Below are 17,537 nucleotides of genomic sequence, written 5' to 3' on the forward strand. Positions count from 1 at the left end.
AAGCGAGGCCTTCCCTCATCTTCGCCTGCGGCCACCTTGACCACAGACCGGAATTGGCACCTTGTCCCGGTCGGCCTCGCGGGTGCGAGTCACAATCCGGGAGGGTTGCCGGGGCTTCGCAGGGCCGGTCCCTCCACCCCTCTGGATGAGCAATATGTAGTTGTCGAAAGGGACTCTACCTGGTCAAGCGGATCGGTTGCCCACCCGTCTCGACCAGTGAGACAAACCGTCTCACCGATAGTCCTCCCCGAGCACGCCCTGCACGTACTTGCGCGCCTGGTGGATGCGGGATTTCGCGGTGCCGAGAGGGATGCCGAGCTGCTCGGCCACCTCGTTGTAGTCGAGCTGCACGATGTCGCGCAGCACGAGCGCCTGCGCCAGGTCGGGTTTGGACGCCTCCAGCGCCTCCATCGCGTCGAGCAGGTCCAGGCGCGAGCCCGCGATCACGCTCACCCGGGCCACGTCCGGCTTCTGCGTGGGCAGTTCGTCGGAGCTCTGCTCGGCCGCCCGCCGCTTCAGCGACCGGTAGGTCGTGCGGGCGCAGTTGGCCGTCACGATGTGCAGCCACGTGCTGAACCGCGCCCTGCCCTCGAACCGCCCGATGTTGCGCGCGACGGCCAGCAGAGTGTCCTGGCAGGCCTCCTCCGCGTCCTGGTGATAGGGCAGGATTCGCGCGCAGTGGCGGAGTACGTGCGGCTCGATCCGCCGCAAGAGCTCGCCGAGTGCGCGATGATCTCCAGCGGCTGCGGAGCGGGCCAGTTCCTCGGTTAGCTCATCAAGCGCCATAGCGGGATCCTATGAGCGGAGGATAGTTAAATGAACAGCGTCCTGGTCGCCTCGAACCGCGGTCCTGTCTCCTTCACCGTCTCCGACGACGGTGAACTCACCATGAAACGCGGTGGCGGCGGCCTGGTCTCGGGCCTTTCCGGCGTGGCGAAGGACGAGGGCGTGCTGTGGGTCTGCGCGGCCCTTTCCGACGGCGACCGCAGCGCCGTACGGCAGGCTCCCGGCGGCCGCCTCGACCAGGCCGGCTACGACACCGGGTCGCTGCGCATGCTGGACATCGCCCCCGCGACCTTCCACCGCGCCTACAACGCCGTGGCCAACTCCACGCTGTGGTTCGTCAACCACCTGCTCTACGACATCCCCAACTCCCCGCACTTCGGCACCAGGTTCCAGCGCGAGTGGGAGTCCTACCGCGACTACAACGGCGCCTTCGCGCTGGCGCTGGCCGAGGAGGCCGGGCACGAGGCGCGCGTGATGGTGCAGGACTACCACCTGACCCTCACCCCGGCCATGCTCCGCGCCGAGCGCCCCGACCTGCGCATCGCGCATTTCAGCCACACCCCCTGGGCCCCGCCGGAGTACTTCGCGCTGCTGCCCGACGAGGTGGCCCGTGAGGTCCTGGAAGGCATTCTGGGAGCCGATCACGCCGGGTTCCTCACCGAGCGGTGGGCGCGGGCGTTCACCGACTGCTGCGCGGCCCTGCTGGGCGCCCGGGTGGACGCGCGCGGCGTCACCCACGAGGGCCGCACGACCAGGATCGGCGTGCACGCGCTCGGCGTCGACGGCGAGCAGTTGTGGCGGCGCGCCTGCGAGCCGGACGTGGAGTCGAACGTGGCGGCGCTGCGCGCGCAGACCGGTGACAGGAAGCTGATCGTCCGCATCGACCGCACCGAGCTGTCCAAGAACATCGTGCGCGGCCTGGTCGCCTACCGCGAGTTCCTGGCCGCACATCCCGAGTGGCACGGCCGCGTGGTGCACCTGGCCTTCGCCTACCCGAGCCGCCACGACCTGCCCGAGTACCGCGAGTACACCGCGGCGGTGCAGCGCTGCGCCAAGGAGATCGAGGACGAGTACGCCACCGAGGACTGGGACCCGCTGATACTCAACGTCAACGACGACTACGCGCGCAGCCTCGCCGCCTACCGGATGGCCGACGTGCTGCTGGTCAACCCGATCCGCGACGGCATGAACCTGGTCGCCAAGGAGGGCCCGATCCTGTCGCCCCGCTGCGTCCTGGTGCTCTCGCGCGAGGCCGGCGCCGCCGCCGAACTGGGCGCCGACGCGCTCGTGGTCAACCCCTACGACGTCCTGGAGACCGCCCAGGCCCTGCACACCGCCCTGGTCATGCCCGAGGAGGAGCGTACGCGCAGGGCCGCCAGCCTGGCCGCGGCGGCCACCGCGCTGCCGCCCCAGAGGTGGCTTGCGGCGCAGCTCGATGCCCTGACTTAATGCCTCAAGTGACCACAGTCCGGATACGTCTGACCCGTGATCTCCCGACCTGGCTCGTCTACTTACAACTCGGCGCCTTCGCCACCTACCTGTACGGGCTCAGCGCCGTCCTGCCGCTGCTGCGCCAGGAACAGCAGGTCTCCAACGCGGTCGCCGCCCTGCACGGCACCGCGATGGCCGCGGGAACGCTCCTGGCCGGCGCCGCGCTGCCGTTCCTGGAGCGCAGGTACGGCCGGCGCGCCACGATCTGGGGCAGCCTGGCCGGCATGAACGCGGGCCTGGTTCCGGTCATGCTCACCCCCGCCCTGCCCGCCACCCTGCTGGGCTACGGCCTGTCCAGCCTGTTCGGCTCGGTGGCCCTCTACGCCATGATGGCCGCGCTCAGCGACCACCACGGCCCGGCGGGACCGGCGGCGATCAGCGAGGCCAACGCGGTCGCGATCCTGTTCGGCATCGCCATGACCTACGCGATCAGCGCCACCGCGCAGACCGCGCTCGGCTGGCGGGCGGCCCTGCTGATCACCCCGATCCTCAGCGTCCTGATCGCCCTCACGCTCGGCCGCGTCCGCGTGGCCGGCCGCCCGCACGACGGCGCCGCCCGCGCCGGCCTGCCGCCGCCCGGCTGGCGCTTCTACGTGGCGGGCGGCGTGCTCTTCCTGGTGGTCGCGCTGGAGTTCTGCTTCAACCTGTGGGCGGTGCAGCTGTTCGCGTCGAACACGGGGATGGGCGTGGCGGCGGCCACGACCGGGCTGACCGCGTTCACGGCCGGCCTGGCCGTCGGCCGCTTCGCCGGGACGCCGCTGGCCCTGCGCATGGGCGCGCCCGGGCTGCTCACCGGCGCCCTGCTGCTGACCGCGGCCGGCTGGCTGCTGTTCTGGTCGAGCACGCATCCGCTGTTCGCCTACGCGGGGCTGGCGATCAGCGGGCTCGGCGTCTCGCTGCACTTCCCGCTCGCGCTGGCCGGCGTGCTCGCCTACGACCCGGTGCGGGCCACGGCCGTCTCGCCGGTCTGCGCGGGGCTGGCGATGGCCGCGGGCCCGTTCGCGCTGGGGGCGCTGGCCGACGGCTTCGGGACGCGCACGGCCTTCCTCATGGTCCCCGTGCTGATCGCGCTGGCCGTGGCGGGCGTGCTGGTCAGCCGCGAACCGCGGCCGTCAGCTCCTTGAGCAGCGCCATCACGCCGTCGGGCCCGTCCACGACGATGTCGGCCCGCTCGGCCAGCTCGGTGACCTCGGCCGAACCACTGCACACGGTGACACCGGGCAACCCCGAAGCGCGTACCGCGTCGAAGGCGGCCAGATCGCCCAGGTCGTCGCCGACGAACATCACCGATCTGGCCGCGCGTTCGGCCAGGAACAACGAGAGCGCCTGGCCCTTGTCCATGCCTGGCGGGCGCAGCTCCAGCACGTACCGGCCGGGCTCGACCACCAGCCCGTTGCGCTCCGCCAGCGCCGCGAGCGGCCGCCGCAGCGCCTCGAAAGCCCCCTCGGGATCGGGACTACGCCTCGTGTGTACGGCTACCGCCCGCCCCTTGTCCTCGACGGCCACTCCGGTCAGGCCCAGGGCGTCGAGCAGCATCGGCAGTTCGGCCTCGGCCCGCGGCACGCCGGCGGGCGGCGGCGGCGCGCTGACGCGGCCGTTCTCCCACCGCTCGAAGCCGTAGTGCCCGAGGATCACCAGGCCGGGCACGTCGGTCAGGCCCGGACCGAGTTCGAGGACGGTGGCAGGGGGGCGGCCGGTCAGGATGACGACGGCCGACACCTGGGCGCTGAGCTGGGCCAGGATCTCGGGAGCCGCGGAATGGATCCTCGCGGCGGCCGGATCGGGCACGATGGGCGACAGGGTGCCGTCGAAGTCGAGCCCGATCACCGCCCCTGACGGATCTTTCACTATCGCTTGGATTCCAGGGATGTTCCTCACGCGGCTGGAGTACCCAGCCACCTAGGGGCGCATGCCGAGTCGCCGGGCCGCGCGCTCGCGCTGCCGCGTGGCCCGCAGCCGGCGCAGTCGCTTGACCAGCATCGGATCCTGCTCCAGCGCCTCGGGACGGTCGATGAGTTCACCGAGCAACTGGTAGTAACGCGTGGCCGAGAACCCGAAGGTCTCCTTGACGGCCTGCTCCTTCGCGCCGGCGTAGCGCCACCATTGGCGCTCGAAGGCGAGGAGCTGGAGGTCTCGTTCGGTGAGGGGCTGACGGTCGGGTTCCTGGGCAGCACTGTCACCGCTGACCGGTGCGGTGTCCATGGTCGTCCTCCTCGGAAGGGCGTACGGCGCTCACGCCATACGTACGCGGCCCGTGGCCATCGTAATGTGCCAAAGCCGGGTGTTCACCGCGGATCGGGAGACGTACAGTCACCAAGTGTGACCCCAGTCATAACGCTTCTCACCGATTACGGACTCGAAGACGGTTATGTGGCTGCCTGCCATGGCGTGATCGTCGGAATCGCGCCGCAGGCCCGCGTCATCGACGTGTGCCACCTGATCCCTTCGGGCGACGTACGGCGGGGCGCGGCGGTTCTCGCGCAGACCATCCCGTACATCCCGCCCGGCGTGCACATCGGCGCCGTGGACCCGGGAGCGGGCGGGGCCAGGCGCGCGGTGGCCGTGGCCGCGGGGGGACGGGTGTTCATCGGGCCGGACAACGGGCTGCTGTCCTGGGCGGTGCACGCCTGCGGCGGCGCCGAGTCCGCCTACGAGATCACCAACGACGCGCTCTTCCTGCACCCGGTCTCGCCGACCTTCCACGGCCGCGACGTGTACGCGCCGGTGGCCGGGCGGCTGTGCGTGGGCGGCAAGCCGTCCGACCTCGGGCCGGAGATCCCGCTGAACAGGCTCGTCTCGCTGCCGGAGCCGACGTCGGTGCTGCGCGAGGGCTCGGTGGAGGGCGAGGTGGTCTCCGTGGACCGCTACGGCAACACCCAGCTGTCGATCGCCGCGGGCGACCTGGCGGCGCTCGGGGTCCGGGTGGGCGACACGCTGGGCGTGTGGATGGGGCGCAGGCAGTTGTCGATGCCGTACCGGGAGACGTACGCGGCGGTGCCGCCGGGTGAGCTGGTGGCCTTCGCCGACTCGGCGGGGCTCATCGCCATCGCCGTGAACTCGGGTGATGCGGCCCAGCGCCTGGGGCTCCCGCCGGGCGCGCATGTGCGCCTTTCCCCCGCTCCGGTGCGATAGGGACATTACCCCGCGTATCGGTCTGTTTACCGAAGCGTCGGATTGAACCATCGCCTGCGTGCCAGAATGCACGGCAGTTCGAGCGCCTCCTCCCCCTTCCTTCGAGGCAGACGTGTTCCTGCTGTCCGTCGCATTGTTGTCCCTACTTCAGTCTCCCTGGGGCTCGGCCGAGCCGCACGTGAGCGAGCGCTGGCGCGCGTGGCCGGTGACGAGAGTCTTCCCCGCCGCGCTCACCGGCGCGAGCCCGTCCGGCGCGCGGGTGACCTACCTGCTGGCCGGGGTCGCGCCAGAAGCGCCGTGCCGGGTCGCGCTCCAGGCCGCCGCGGCGGCCATGCTGCCGCGCTGCCTGACGACCCTGCGGGCCACCTACTCCGACAGCACGCAGACCTTCGTCGCCACCGTGGGCGTGGCCGTGCTCGACGGGGCGCCGTCCTGGCTGCCCGTCAGAGCGGTCCACGCCGGCGTCGCGGGGCGTGCGCCGACCGTGCGGCCCGTGGCCTTTCCCGGCGGCGCGGCCGAGCGGTTCGGCCAGGCCCAGTACGTCACCGGCGCCGTGGCGGCCTCCGGCGGGCCGTACGTGGTCTTCACCGCCGCCGGGTACGCCGACGGCCGGCCGTACCAGCCGGAGGGCGGGACCGAGCCGCGCCTCGGCGCGGCGGCGGTGCAACTGGCGGAGGCCCTGCACAAGGCGCTCACCCGGTGATCCGCGCCGCGGCCGGGCTGCTGCCCGTCTGTCTCGTCATGCTGCTCGTCGCGGACCCGCCCGCGAGCGGCATGCGCGGCGTCGCCACGAGAAGCGGCATGGCCGCCGTGGCGGCGAGCCAGCAGCAGTGGCAGCTCACCGCGTTGCGCGTGCCCGAGGCGTGGAAGGTGAGCAGGGGCGAGGGGGTGCTGGTGGCCGTGCTCGACACGGGCGTGGACGCCCGCCACCCCGACCTGGCCGGAGCGGTCGTCGAGGGGCCCGACCTGACCGGGCCCGTACGCGGGCCGGCCAGAACGGGTCACCACGGCACCGCGATGGCCAGCCTCATCGCCGGGCGCGGCCACAGCGGCGGACGCGGCGTGGTGGGCGTCGCCCCGGCCGCGCGGGTGTTGTCGGTCCGGGTGACGCTGGAGAACGACGACCCGCTGCGCGGCAAGCAGCGTGCCACGGCGGGCGGCGGCGACGCGCTCGCCCAGGGCATCCGGTACGCCGTCGACCGGGGCGCGCGGGTCGTCAGCATGTCGCTGGGCGGCGGCAGCGGCTCGTGGGAGGGCTCGGCGGCCGAGGAGGAGGCGGTGCAGTACGCGATCTCCCGCGGGGCCGTGCTCGTCGCCTCCTCCGGCAACGACGGCGACGACGCCAACCGCAAGAACTTTCCCGCCGCCTACCCCGGGGTGATCGCCGTGGGCGCGGTGGACAAGCGGATGAAGGTGCCGCGCTTCTCCAACCGCCAGGACTACCTGTCGGTGGTCGCGCCGGGCACCGGGATCGTCAGCGCCGACGGTCCGGACGGGTACGTGGTCGGCGACGGGACCAGTTCGGCGGCGGCGATGGTGGCGGGGATCGCCGCGCTGGTCAGGGCGGAGTATCCGGGGCTGTCGCCGTACCACGTGCGCATGGCCATCGAGCGCGGGACCAGGAAGCGGCCGGCCGACGGGCACAGCCGCGCCTACGGTCACGGGGTGGCCGACGCGGCGCTCGCCCTGCGCGAGGCGGGGCGGCTGGCCCGTCCGGCCGCGTCCAGGATCGGGCAGGTGGGCGGCTACTTCGGCGGCGGCCCGCCGCCCTCGCGGCCGGTCTCGCGGCTGCCGGTGGTGGTGGCGATGATCGGGCTGACGGTCGCGATGTCGGCCAGGGTGGTGGTGCTGCACTTGCGGCGGCGGAGGCATTCTCCCTAGCAAGCGCTTGTGTGATACTCGTCGGTATGACCTTGGCGATCGACGGCTGGTTCACCATCGGCGACGACGGCACCCATCTCCTCGGCACCCGGTGCGCCGACTGCGGCACGGTCAGCTTTCCGCCGCAGCGGGGATTCTGCCGCAATCCGCACTGCTCGGGCGAGAGGCAGGAGGAGACCCGGCTGCCCCGCCAGGGCACCGTCTGGTCCTACACCAACGCCTGCTACGCGCCGCCGCCGCCGTTCGCCGCCGCCGAGCCGTACACGCCGGTGACGCTCGCCGCGGTCGAGCTGGCCGAGGCCGGGATCATCGTGCTCGGCCAGGTCAAGGACCTGACCGTGGACGAGCTGCGGGTCGGCATGGAGCTGCGGCTCACACACGGCCCGCTCGCCGACGGCCCGCTGGTGTGGATGTGGGAGGCGGCCCGATGAGCGTCCTGGTCATCGGCGTGGGCATGCACCCGTGGGGCAAATGGGGCAAACCCTTCATCGAGTACGGCGTCGCCGCCGCCCGAGCCGCCCTGGCCGACGCCGGCGTGTCCTGGACCGACGTCCAGTACGTCGTCGGCGCCGACACCATCAGAAACGGCTATCCCGGCTTCATCGCCGGCGCCACCTTCGCCCAGGCGCTCGGCTGGAACGGAGCCAGGATCGCCTCCTGCTACGCCGCGTGCGCCTCGGGAGCGCAGGCCATCGACCTGGCCAGGACGAGAATCCTGGCGGGCCTGTGCGACGTGGCACTCGTGGTCGGCGCGGACTCGACGCCCAAGGGCTTCTTCAAACCCGTCGGCGGCGAGCGCCCCGACGACCCCGACTGGCTGCGCTTCCGGCTCCTCGGCGCCACCAACCCCGCCTACTTCGCCCTCTACGCCCGCCGCCGCATGGCCCTGTACGGCTCGACCGCCGCCGACTTCGCCGCCGTGAAGGTCAAGAACGCCGCCAGCGGCGCGCTCAACCCCATGGCCCGCTACCGCAAGCCCGTCACCGAGCAGGAGGTGCTGGCCTCGCCGATGGTGGCCGACCCGCTGCGGCTCATGGACATCTGCGCCACCTCCGACGGGGGCGCCGCGGTGGTGCTGGCCTCGGCGGAGTTCGCCCGCCGCCACGGCATCTCCCGGCCGGTACGGCTGGCCGCCGTCTCGACCGTCACCCCCACCTTCCCCAACACGACGCTGGAACTGCCGGCCTTCGCCACCGACTCGGCGGCAGCAGCACCCCCGCCAGAACGCCCCTTCCGCGCCGCCATCGCCCACGCCGCCTACGAGGAGGCGAGACTGGGACCGGGCGACCTGTCCTTCGCCGAGGTCTACGACCTGTCCACGGCACTGGAACTGGACTGGATGGAGGACGTCGGCCTGTGCCCGCCCGGCGAGGCGGAGAAGCTCCTGCGGGCCGGCGACACCAGGCTCGGCGGCCGGACGCCGGTGAACCCGTCCGGCGGGCTCGCCTCCTTCGGCGAGGCCATCCCCGCCCAGGCCATCGCCCAGGTGTGCGAGCTGACCTGGCAGCTGCGCGGCACCGCCGGCGCCCGCCAGGTCGCCGGCGCCCGGGTCGGCCTGGCCGCCAACCAGGGCCTGTTCGGGCACGGCTCGGCCGTCATCGCCACAACGTGAAGGAGCCCTCCGCGGAGGGCTCCTTCCTGGTGTTCTAACCGATGTCCTGGCGTTGCGTTCTAACCGATGTGCACCACGTCGTGCGTCTCGGCGAAGTGGCACGCGCTCTCGTGCGCGGTACCCGGCCGGATCTGCAGCAGCGGCTCTTCCTCCGCGCAGATCTCCTGCGCCTTCCAGCACCGGGTGCGGAAGCGGCAGCCCGAAGGCGGGTTGGCCGGCGACGGCGGGTCACCCTGCAGGATGATCCGCTCGCGCAGCTCGCGCCCCTCCGGATCCGGAACCGGAACCGCGGAGAGCAGAGCCTGCGTGTACGGATGCGCGGGCTTGTCGTAGACCTCCGTGTCCTTGCCGAGCTCCACCAGCTTGCCCAGGTACATCACGCCCACCCGGTCGGCGATGTGGCGTACCACCGACAGGTCGTGGGCGATGAAGATGTAGGCCAGGTTGAACTCGTTCTGCAGCCGCTCCAGCAGGTTGATGACCTGCGCCTGGATCGACACGTCCAGCGCCGAGACCGGCTCGTCGCAGACGATGATCTCCGGCTGCAGGGCCAGGCCGCGCGCGATGCCGATGCGCTGGCGCTGGCCGCCCGAGAACTGGTGCGGGTAGCGGTTGATGTGGTCGGGGTTGAGCCCGACCACCTCCAGCAGCTCCTGCACCTTCTTGCGCCGGTCGCCCCTCGGCGCGACCTCGGTGTGGATGTCGTACGGCTCGCCGATGATGTCACCGACGGTCATCCGGGGGTTCAGCGAGGTGTAGGGATCCTGCATCACCATCTGGATGTTGCGCCGCATGCGCTTGAGCTCGCTGCCGCGGGCGTGGGCGATCTCCCTGCCGCTGATCTTGACCGAGCCCGACGTCGGCCGTTCCAGCGCCATGAGCACCTTGGCCAGCGTCGACTTGCCGCAGCCCGACTCGCCCACGATGCCCAGGGTCTCACCCCTGTGCAGGTCGAACGAGACGCCGTCGACGGCCTTGATCGCGCCGATCTGCCTCTTGACCACGATGCCCTGGGTCAGCGGGAAGTGCTTGACCAGGTCGCGTACCTCAAGGATCGGCTCACTCGTGGGTGCCATCGAGGACCTCCCTCCAGTAGTGGCAGGCACTGCTGCGCGTACCGCTGATCCCGGACAGCGCCGGGGCCTCGGTGACGCAGATGTCCTGGCGGTACGGGCAGCGGGGGTGGAAGGCGCAGCCGGTCGGCATGTCCAGCAGGTTCGGCGGCATGCCCTTGATGGCGTACAGGTCCTGGCCCTTCTGGTCGACCCTGGGGATCGATTCGAGCAGGCCCTTCGTGTACGGGTGGGCGGGTGTCTTGTAGATGTCGTGAACCGGGGCGTTCTCGACGATCCGCCCGCCGTACATGACCGCGATCTTGTCCGCGACGTCGGCGACCACGCCGAGGTCGTGGGTGATCAGGATCAGGCCCATGTTGCTCTCGCGCTGGAGCTCCGCGAGGAGCTCCATGATCTGGGCCTGGACGGTCACGTCGAGCGCGGTGGTCGGCTCGTCGGCGATCAGCACCTCCGGGTCCAGCGCGATCGACATCGCGATCATGATGCGCTGGCGCATGCCGCCGGAGAACTGGTGCGGGTAGTCGTTGACGCGCTGCCTGGCGGCCGGGATGCGGACCCGGTCCATGAGCTCGACCGCCTTGGTCAGCGCCTCCTTCTTGCCCATGCCCCGGTGCACGCGGAACATCTCGCTGATCTGCCAGCCCACGGTGAAGACCGGGTTCAGCGAGGAGAGCGCGTCCTGGAAGACCATCGCGATGCGCTGGCCGCGCACCTGCGAGCGGGCGTCTTCCGAGAGCTTGAGCAGGTCGGTGCCGCGGAAACGGATCTCGCCCTTGGGGATCACCGCGGGCGGCATGTCCAGGATGCCCATGATCGCCTGAGCGGTCACGGACTTGCCGGAGCCCGACTCGCCCAGCACGGCGAGGGTCTCGCCGGGGCTGAGCGAATAGGTCACACCGTTGACGGCGTGCACGACGCCGGCCCGTGTGCGGAACTCCACGTGCAGGTTGTCGACAGCGAGCAGAGGCTCGTTGCCCAGCCCTCCCTCGGCGGGCAACACCTCTGGGGATGTCTTCTTCACAGGTCCCCCTTACCTGAGCTTCGGGTCGAGCGCGTCGCGTACGGCGTCGCCCAGCATGATGAACGCGAGCACCGTGATGCTCAGGAACACGGCCGGGAAGATCAGCGGCAGCGGCGCGTCCAGGAACCTGTTACGGGCGTCGGAGATCATCAGACCCCACGAGATGTCGGGCGAGGTCACACCGACGCCGAGGAACGACAGAGCCGCCTCGGCCGCGATGAACCCGCCCAGGTTGATCGTCGCGATGACGATGACCGGCGCGAGCGCGTTCGGCAGCAGGTGCCTCATCATGATCCGCATATGGCCGGCGCCCAGGGCTTTGGCCGCGACCACGAAGTCCTGGCTCTTGGCCGTGATGACCGCGGCTCTCATGATCCGGTACGTCATCGGCCACCCCAGGACGGTCAGCGCGATGATGACCAGGGTGATGCTGCTCAACGGGCCGCCACGGAAGGTGGCCGCGATCAGCAGGGCGCCCAGGATGCTGGGGATGGCGAAGAAGATCTCGGTCAGGCGCGAGGCCAGCGTGTCGGTGACACCGCCGAAGTATCCTGCCGCGAGACCGAACATGCCGCCGATGAGCGAGGTCGCCAGCGTCGTCGAGATGCCGATCAGCAGCGAGTTGGCGGCGCCGTAGATCGAGCGCGCGTAGACGTCGCAGCCCAGGTTGTCGCGGCCGAAGAGATGGCCGCCGCTGGGCCCCTGCCGGGCCGTGGCCAGCTCACAGGTCCTCGGGTCGTTCGGGTCGATGGCCGTGAACAACGACGGCCACAGTGCCATGACGACGAGGACCGTGATGAGGATCGCCGAGATGATGAAGATCGGACGGCGGCGGAGGTCGTGCCAGGCGTCGCTCCAGAGGCTGGCCGGCTTGCCCTCCTTCTTCCTTTGCCTGCCAGGAGGCGCGGCGCCCGGGACCGGGCTCATAGGGAGGGGCGGCGCCGGCTGCTGAATGTCACTCATAGCGGATCCTCGGGTCGAGCACTGCGTACATCAAGTCGACGACCAGGTTGGCGACGATGTAGATCAGCACCAGAACTGTCACGATACCGACGACGACGGGTTGTTCACGCAGGTATACGGATTGGAAGAGCTGGTTGCCGATGCCCGGGAGATTGAAGATCGTCTCCGTGATCACCGCGCCGCCCATGAGGTTGCCGAGGTCGGCGCCCAGATAGGTGACGAGGGGGATCAGCGCGTTGCGCAATCCGTGCCTGCCGATGACCCGCCGTCTGGACAGGCCCTTGGCGGTCGCCGTGCGGATGTAGTCCGCCCGGAGGGTCTCCACCAGGCTGGTCCGTGTCAATCGGGTGAGGTAGGCGATCGAGATGCCGGCCAGCACGAAGCCCGGCAGCAGGTAGCTGCGGAAGCCGTTGCTGATGCCCGCGATGGGGAAGATGTCGACGCCGGTCCACTGTTTGACCTTCACACCGAGCACCAGCTGCAGCACGAAGCCGGTGACCAGGGTGGGGACGGAGATCAGCAAAAGGGTCGAGGCCAGGATCATGGTGTCGGCGGCCCTGCCGCGGCGCAGCGCCGCCCACAGGCCGAGGCCGACGCCGATGATGGCCTCGAAGACCAGCGCGGTCAGCGCCAGGTTCAGCGTGACCTGGAACTTGCCGGCCATGAGCTGGGACACGGGTACGTCGGCGAAAGTGACGCCGAAGTCGCCGCGGAAGATGACGCCGCTGATGTAGTACCAGTACTGCAGCAGCAGCGGATCGTTGAGGTGGTATCGCTCGCGAAGGATCGCGACGATCGTCGGGTCTGTCCTCTTCTCACCGGCCAGCGCTGCGACAGGGTCGCCGGGCAGCGCGAACACAATGGCGAAGATGAGCAGAGTGGCACCCAGTAGCACAGGTATCGCCTGGATCAGACGCCTGATGATATAACGGCCCATTTAAGCCTCCCGTACATGCCAAGAAGGCAATCACCTGGGGGTGGGATCTACCGGCCCAAGTGACCGCCTCCGTGGCTGGCCCTCAAGGGGCGGGCGACAGCGCGCCCGCCCCGGGGAACAACGTCAGGCCTTCTCGACCTGGGACCACTCGACCTGGTTAAGCAGGTTGATCTTGACGTTCTTGACCTTGGTGGAGTAGCCGGAGTTGTTCCGGTAGAAGTAAACCGGGATGTACGGCAGTTCCTTGTTCAGGATGTCATCGGCCTGCTGGTAGAACTTCAGGCCTTCCTCCGGAGTCGCCGCCTGGTCGCCCTTGGCGAGCAGCTCGTCGAACTCCTTGCTGGTGTAGCCGCCGTAGTTCGAGCCCGTCTTGATGGCGCCGGTCCCGAAGATCGGGGTCAGGTAGTTCTCCGCGGACGGGTAGTCGATCGCCCAGCCCATACGGAACAGACCCGTGTACTTCTTCGCGTCCAGCTCGTCCAGGATGGCCTGGAACTTCTCGAACGGCTTCGGCGTCACCTCGACGCCGAGGTTGGCGCGCAGGTTGTTGGCGACGGCCTCGATCCACTCCTTGTGGCCGCCGTCGGCGTTGTAGCCGAGCTCCAGCTTCGCCGGACCCTTGGCGGACGCGTAGAGCGTCTTGGCCTCGGCCGGGTTGTACGCGCAGGCCGCGCAGGCGCCCTGGCGGTAACCGTCGATGGCCGGGTTGATGAAGTCGTCGGCCGGGGCGCGGGTGCCGGAGAAGACCGTCTCGGCGATGGTCTTCCTGTCGATGGCCATCGAGATGGCCTTGCGCACGTCGGCGTTCTTGAAATCGGGGTTGTACTGCAGCGGGACGCCGATGTAGCCGATGCCGGCGTCAGGCTGGTCCTGGTAGCGCTCGCCCAGGGCGGTCTTGGCGGTGGCGATCGCGGACGGCGGCAGGGAGTCGTGGATGTCCAGGTTCTCGGCCTGCAGGTCGTTGAACGAGGTCTCCGCGCTGGTGTACAGCTTGAACTGCAGCTTGGTCCAGCCCTTGGGCTTGGGGCCCTTGTAGCCGTCGTAGACCGACATGTCGATCGTCTGGTCGGTGCCCTTCTTGTAGGGCTTGTCCAGCTTGAACAGGCCCTGGCCGATGGGCTTCTCGCCGTACTCCTGCGTCACCTTGCCGTCGGCGCCGAAGGCGGCCTTGGGCAGCGGGTAGAAGGCGGTGTAGCCGAGGAGCGTCTTGAACTGCGAGAACGGCGCGGCGAGGGTGACCTTCAGCGTCGTGTCGTCGACCGCCTCCAGACCCTTCATGCCCTTCGCGGTGACCTGCTTGCCCTCGCCGGGGTTGAGGTCGGCGAAGCCGTCGACACGGCCGAAGAAGTAACCGGCGGACTGCGCGTTGTCCTGGTTGGCGGCGTAGTTCCACGCGTCCACGTAGTTCTGCGCGATGACCGGCTCACCGTTGTGCCAGGTGTTGCCTGCCTTGAGCTTGATCGTCCAGACCTTCTGGTCTTCGGAGGTGATCGACTCGGCAGCGGCCTCGACAGCCTTCTTGTTCTCGTCGTAGTTGACGAGCGGCTCGAACACGGCCGCGAGGGCCTCTGCACCCTCGGACTCGGTCGTGTTGGTCGGAACCAGGAGCTCCTGCGGCTCGCCCAGCTCCATGCGGACCGGCGTGTCGCTGCCGCCCGCGGCGGTGTTGCCGCCACCTTCCGTGGCACCGCCACCACACGCGGCAACCGCGAGGGCGAGCAGCGCGGTACCGGCGACGATCTGTGCGCCCTTAGTAACACGCATTGTGAGAACTTTCCTCCCTCTACCAGGTGGGCGTTAGCGCTGAGCTGCGTTGATCCAGAGCAGCCTGACGGGGGGTCCTTGTAATCCCCCGGGTTTGGCTGACATGGTCAAACCAGCCGACGCCCTGCCAGTCGATCGCGACTATCCCTCACTACTTGCCACCAGCGAGTCTCTGGCGCGTTGCAGTTCGGTCACACGTGCGCCTATCCAACGTCACAGACATTTCCCACAAGACGCGCAAAAAGCCACCAACCACGCGTAATAGGACAGGTCAGGACGTGAACAGTTGAGTAAAAATACCCCTCCAGACGGTGTGCTGAGGCCATCCACTTGGGGTGTTGACCGGAGAAGTGCTGTGCTGAGGGGGTACGGGAACCCAGCGGCCCGCAAAACCCGTCCAACAGACCGCGGCGAACTGCCGTGACCGGCACCCCACCGACCCGAATCCAATAGAGTCCATGCCATGAGCCAGCCGGAATCCGCGGTCGCGGACGCCCAGGCGGGCGGCCGAAGCGCGCAGGAGCCGCTGGCCAAGCTCGCCAAGAGATACGGGCTTCGCCGTGCCATCGCACGGCCGAGGTTCCACGTCTACCTGCGCCAGCTCTGGGAGCGGCGGCACTTCATGATGACGTACGCGACCTCGCGCAACGTCTCGAAGTACTCCAGCTCCGCCCTCGGCCAGCTGTGGCAGGTGCTGACGCCCCTGCTCAACGCCGCGATCTACTTCGTCATGTTCGGCCTGATCCTCGGCGGCGCCGACCGGATCGACAACTATCCGGTCTTCCTGCTGACCGGAATGTTCGTCTTCACCTTCACCCAACGCTCGGTGACGGCGGGCGCCAAGTCCATCTCGGGCAACCTCTCGCTCATCCGGGCGCTTCACTTCCCGCGTGCCGCGCTGCCCCTGGCGTACACGATCCAGGAGCTTCAGCAGCTCGGCATCTCGATGGGCGTGCTGCTGCTGATCGTGGTCTGGAGCGAGCCGCCCACGCTGCTCTGGCTGCTCATCCCCGTGGTGCTGGCCCTGCAGGCGCTCTTCAACGTCGGCGCCAGCCTCGTGATGGCCCGCGTCGGCTCGAACATGCGCGACATGAACCAGCTCCTGCCGTTCATCATGCGCACCTGGCTCTACGCCTCCGGCGTCTTCTTCTCCATCCAGGACAAGGTCGTCGGCGGTGCCGGTCTCCCCCAGTGGGTCGCCAACGTCATGTATCTCAACCCAGCGGCCTCCTACATCGAGGTCATGCGCGACATCCTGATGCCGAAGGCCCACAACCCCCCTCCGTTCGCCATGGCGGGCTGCGTATTCTGGGCGTTGTTCGCTCTCGTTTTCGGCTTCTGGTACTTCTGGCGGGCCGAGGAGAGGTACGGGCGTGGCTGAGCTGACGGAGGAGTTGTCACAGGTGAAGGGCGAGGAGCCCGGCGTCGCCGCGAGCAAGGACGTCAGGGTGTACCCCAACCCGGAGCCCACCGGTCACAAGCCTGTGGACGCCCCGACGGGCACTCCGACCGTGGTCGTCGACGACCTCCACATCGTCTACCGCGTCTACAGCGCCGCCTCCGACCACGAGAAGGGCAACGCGGTCAGCGCGCTGGTCCGCATGCTCAAGCGCCAGGGCCGGCCGCAGATGAAGGAGGTGCACGCCGTCAAGGGCGTCTCCTTCGTGGCCTACCACGGCGACGCCATCGGCATCGTGGGCCGCAACGGCTCGGGCAAGTCCACGCTCCTGCGCGCCATCGCCGGCCTCCTTCCGCCCCACGCGGGCGCCGTCTACACCGACGGCCAGCCGTCCCTGCTGGGCGTCAACGCCGCGCTGATGCGCGAGCTCACCGGCGAGCGCAACATCGTGCTCGGCTGCTACGCCATGGGCATGACCCCGGCCGAGGTCAGGGAGAAGTACCAGGAGATCGTCGACTTCTCCGGCATCGATGACTTCGTCCAGCTGCCGATGTCCACCTACTCCTCCGGCATGGGCGCCCGCCTGCGCTTCGCCATCTCCAGCGCCAAGACCCACGACGTGCTCCTCATCGACGAGGCCCTGGCCACCGGCGACCGCGAGTTCCGCAAGAAGAGCCAGGAGCGCATCAAGCAGATCCGGGAGTCCGCCGGGACCGTCTTCCTCGTCTCCCACGACCACAAGGTCATCGAGGAGACCTGCAACCGGGTCATCTGGCTGCACAAGGGCAAGATCAAGATGGACGGGGATCCCAAGGAAGTGATGACGGCCTACAACAAGGGCTGATCTCCGATAAAGATGGGGCGTACGAACCCGTCCTTCGGAGGTAGACATGTCCGCGCGGCCACCGATCCCCTACGACTTCCTGCCCGAGGTCCCCGCCCTCGCCGTCGAGAGCGATGACGTACACGACGGCGAGCGCCTGGCCGAGGCCCACGTGTTCGACGACTGGGGCATGACCGGTGGCAACCAGTCCCCCCACCTGCGCTGGTCCGGCGCCCCGGAGGGCACCCGTAGCTACGCCGTGACGTGCTACGACCCCGACGCCCCCACGGGCAGCGGTTTCTGGCACTGGCTCCTGTTCGACATCCCCGCCGACGTCACCGAGCTCCCGGCGGGCGCGGGCGCCGCCGACACGAAGGCGGGCGTGCACGCCCGCAACGACTTCGGCACCAAGGCGTACGGCGGCGCCGCCCCGCCCCCCGGCTTCCCCCACCGCTACCTGTTCGCCGTCCACGCCCTGAGCGTGGAGTCGCTGGGCCTGGACCCGGACACCCCGGCGGCGGTCGTGGGCTTCAACATCACGGCCAACACGCTGGCTCGCGGCTATCTCGCACCTGTGTACGAAACCTGAGTGCCACCAGCCCCAAATCGCTGACGCGCCCCCACATGTTCCGATAGGATTCGAACGTTAATT

General features: G+C 69.4%; 18 protein-coding genes and 1 riboswitch. Of the genes, 10 read left to right on the plus strand and 8 right to left on the minus strand.

Going from position 1 to position 17,537, the window contains the following annotated elements; genetic code table 11:
- Positions 1-12 precede the first annotated feature (12 nt).
- Positions 13-152, minus strand: a riboswitch (SAM riboswitch).
- Positions 153-231: 79 nt separating this feature from the next.
- A complete protein-coding gene (locus ACFWYW_RS18300; RefSeq protein ID WP_184976413.1) occupies positions 232-786 on the minus strand; it encodes an RNA polymerase sigma factor in 555 nt (184 codons plus the stop codon).
- Between the two features lie 30 nt (positions 787-816).
- On the opposite strand from ACFWYW_RS18300, the gene ACFWYW_RS18305 reads away from it, so the two are divergent.
- Entirely contained in the window at positions 817-2,235 is a 1,419-nt protein-coding gene (locus ACFWYW_RS18305; protein ID WP_379626080.1) for a trehalose-6-phosphate synthase, read from the plus strand.
- Positions 2,236-2,243: 8 nt separating this feature from the next.
- On the plus strand, positions 2,244-3,401 hold the full coding sequence (locus tag ACFWYW_RS18310; RefSeq protein ID WP_379626082.1) for an MFS transporter: 1,158 nt from the start codon (positions 2,244-2,246) through the stop codon (positions 3,399-3,401).
- On the opposite strand, the gene otsB is transcribed toward ACFWYW_RS18310, so the two are convergent.
- Together otsB and ACFWYW_RS18320 are read right to left on the minus strand one after the other, a co-directional pair.
- Positions 3,370-4,125, minus strand: coding sequence for a trehalose-phosphatase (otsB, locus tag ACFWYW_RS18315; RefSeq protein WP_379626084.1), 756 nt, complete (start codon positions 4,123-4,125; stop codon positions 3,370-3,372). The two genes, ACFWYW_RS18310 and otsB, sit on opposite strands and share 32 nt — an antisense overlap.
- A 51-nt stretch (positions 4,126-4,176) precedes the next feature.
- Positions 4,177-4,479, minus strand: coding sequence for a DUF3263 domain-containing protein (locus ACFWYW_RS18320; RefSeq protein ID WP_379626086.1), 303 nt, complete (start codon positions 4,477-4,479; stop codon positions 4,177-4,179).
- Positions 4,480-4,596: 117 nt separating this feature from the next.
- Here ACFWYW_RS18320 and ACFWYW_RS18325 point away from each other — a divergent pair, with 117 nt between their 5' ends.
- From ACFWYW_RS18325 to ACFWYW_RS18345, 5 genes are all read left to right on the plus strand, one after another.
- Positions 4,597-5,409, plus strand: coding sequence for an S-adenosyl-l-methionine hydroxide adenosyltransferase family protein (locus ACFWYW_RS18325; protein ID WP_379626088.1), 813 nt, complete (start codon positions 4,597-4,599; stop codon positions 5,407-5,409).
- 178 nt (positions 5,410-5,587) lie between these two features.
- Entirely contained in the window at positions 5,588-6,112 is a 525-nt protein-coding gene (locus ACFWYW_RS18330) for a hypothetical protein (RefSeq protein ID WP_379626090.1), read from the plus strand.
- The gene (locus ACFWYW_RS18335) at positions 6,109-7,290 is read left to right on the plus strand and encodes a S8 family serine peptidase (protein WP_379626092.1); all 1,182 of its coding nucleotides are present in this window, start codon (positions 6,109-6,111) and stop codon (positions 7,288-7,290) included. The genes ACFWYW_RS18330 and ACFWYW_RS18335 overlap by 4 nt, the downstream gene beginning before the upstream one ends.
- A gap of 26 nt (positions 7,291-7,316) precedes the next feature.
- On the plus strand, positions 7,317-7,721 hold the full coding sequence (locus tag ACFWYW_RS18340) for a Zn-ribbon domain-containing OB-fold protein (RefSeq protein ID WP_379626094.1): 405 nt from the start codon (positions 7,317-7,319) through the stop codon (positions 7,719-7,721).
- The gene (locus ACFWYW_RS18345; protein ID WP_379626096.1) at positions 7,718-8,902 is read left to right on the plus strand and encodes a lipid-transfer protein; all 1,185 of its coding nucleotides are present in this window, start codon (positions 7,718-7,720) and stop codon (positions 8,900-8,902) included. The genes ACFWYW_RS18340 and ACFWYW_RS18345 overlap by 4 nt, the downstream gene beginning before the upstream one ends.
- Before the next feature lie 59 nt (positions 8,903-8,961).
- Here ACFWYW_RS18345 and ACFWYW_RS18350 read toward each other — a convergent pair whose 3' ends face one another.
- The 5 genes from ACFWYW_RS18350 to ACFWYW_RS18370 all read right to left on the minus strand — a co-directional run bounded on the left by ACFWYW_RS18350 (position 8,962) and on the right by ACFWYW_RS18370 (position 14,663).
- Complete coding sequence (locus tag ACFWYW_RS18350; protein WP_379626098.1) at positions 8,962-9,978, minus strand: ABC transporter ATP-binding protein; 1,017 nt, start codon at positions 9,976-9,978, stop codon at positions 8,962-8,964.
- The gene (locus ACFWYW_RS18355) at positions 9,962-10,999 is read right to left on the minus strand and encodes an ABC transporter ATP-binding protein (RefSeq protein WP_379626100.1); all 1,038 of its coding nucleotides are present in this window, start codon (positions 10,997-10,999) and stop codon (positions 9,962-9,964) included. Before ACFWYW_RS18355 ends, ACFWYW_RS18350 begins: the two co-directional genes overlap by 17 nt.
- A gap of 9 nt (positions 11,000-11,008) precedes the next feature.
- Positions 11,009-11,962 (minus strand): ABC transporter permease, encoded by a 954-nt coding sequence (locus ACFWYW_RS18360; RefSeq protein ID WP_379626102.1) that lies wholly within the window; start codon positions 11,960-11,962, stop codon positions 11,009-11,011.
- Positions 11,955-12,899, minus strand: coding sequence for an ABC transporter permease (locus ACFWYW_RS18365; RefSeq protein WP_379626104.1), 945 nt, complete (start codon positions 12,897-12,899; stop codon positions 11,955-11,957). Before ACFWYW_RS18365 ends, ACFWYW_RS18360 begins: the two co-directional genes overlap by 8 nt.
- Positions 12,900-13,022: 123 nt before the next feature.
- Complete coding sequence (locus ACFWYW_RS18370; protein WP_379626106.1) at positions 13,023-14,663, minus strand: ABC transporter substrate-binding protein; 1,641 nt, start codon at positions 14,661-14,663, stop codon at positions 13,023-13,025.
- 463 nt (positions 14,664-15,126) lie between these two features.
- Here ACFWYW_RS18370 and ACFWYW_RS18375 point away from each other — a divergent pair, with 463 nt between their 5' ends.
- From ACFWYW_RS18375 to ACFWYW_RS18385, 3 genes are read left to right on the plus strand one after another with little or no spacing between them, the layout of a single operon-like run.
- Positions 15,127-16,044, plus strand: coding sequence for an ABC transporter permease (locus ACFWYW_RS18375; protein ID WP_379626108.1), 918 nt, complete (start codon positions 15,127-15,129; stop codon positions 16,042-16,044).
- Complete coding sequence (locus tag ACFWYW_RS18380) at positions 16,037-16,906, plus strand: ABC transporter ATP-binding protein (protein WP_379626110.1); 870 nt, start codon at positions 16,037-16,039, stop codon at positions 16,904-16,906. The genes ACFWYW_RS18375 and ACFWYW_RS18380 overlap by 8 nt, the downstream gene beginning before the upstream one ends.
- A gap of 46 nt (positions 16,907-16,952) precedes the next feature.
- Positions 16,953-17,474 carry a YbhB/YbcL family Raf kinase inhibitor-like protein gene (locus ACFWYW_RS18385; protein ID WP_379626112.1) on the plus strand — a complete coding sequence of 174 codons (522 nt, stop codon included), beginning with the start codon at positions 16,953-16,955 and terminating at the stop codon, positions 17,472-17,474.
- Positions 17,475-17,537 lie beyond the last annotated feature (63 nt).

Origin of the sequence: Nonomuraea sp. NPDC059023 (genome assembly GCF_042740095.1) — a bacterium.
In the GTDB taxonomy this organism is placed as follows: Bacteria; Actinomycetota; Actinomycetes; order Streptosporangiales; family Streptosporangiaceae; genus Nonomuraea.

Bases quoted from the DNA above. Each gene is read 5' to 3' on its own strand.
- ACFWYW_RS18345 (WP_379626096.1), top strand. From the start codon at position 7,718: ATGAGCGTCCTGGTCATCGGCGTGGGCATGCACCCGTGGGGCAAATGG.
- ACFWYW_RS18370 (WP_379626106.1), bottom strand. From the start codon at position 14,663: ATGCGTGTTACTAAGGGCGCACAGATCGTCGCCGGTACCGCGCTGCTC.
- ACFWYW_RS18385 (WP_379626112.1), top strand. From the start codon at position 16,953: ATGTCCGCGCGGCCACCGATCCCCTACGACTTCCTGCCCGAGGTCCCC.
- ACFWYW_RS18320 (WP_379626086.1), bottom strand. From the start codon at position 4,479: ATGGACACCGCACCGGTCAGCGGTGACAGTGCTGCCCAGGAACCCGAC.
- ACFWYW_RS18360 (WP_379626102.1), bottom strand. From the start codon at position 11,962: ATGAGTGACATTCAGCAGCCGGCGCCGCCCCTCCCTATGAGCCCGGTC.
- ACFWYW_RS18300 (WP_184976413.1), bottom strand. From the start codon at position 786: ATGGCGCTTGATGAGCTAACCGAGGAACTGGCCCGCTCCGCAGCCGCT.
- ACFWYW_RS18375 (WP_379626108.1), top strand. From the start codon at position 15,127: ATGAGCCAGCCGGAATCCGCGGTCGCGGACGCCCAGGCGGGCGGCCGA.
- ACFWYW_RS18305 (WP_379626080.1), top strand. From the start codon at position 817: ATGAACAGCGTCCTGGTCGCCTCGAACCGCGGTCCTGTCTCCTTCACC.
- ACFWYW_RS18350 (WP_379626098.1), bottom strand. From the start codon at position 9,978: ATGGCACCCACGAGTGAGCCGATCCTTGAGGTACGCGACCTGGTCAAG.
- ACFWYW_RS18340 (WP_379626094.1), top strand. From the start codon at position 7,317: ATGACCTTGGCGATCGACGGCTGGTTCACCATCGGCGACGACGGCACC.
- ACFWYW_RS18365 (WP_379626104.1), bottom strand. From the start codon at position 12,899: ATGGGCCGTTATATCATCAGGCGTCTGATCCAGGCGATACCTGTGCTA.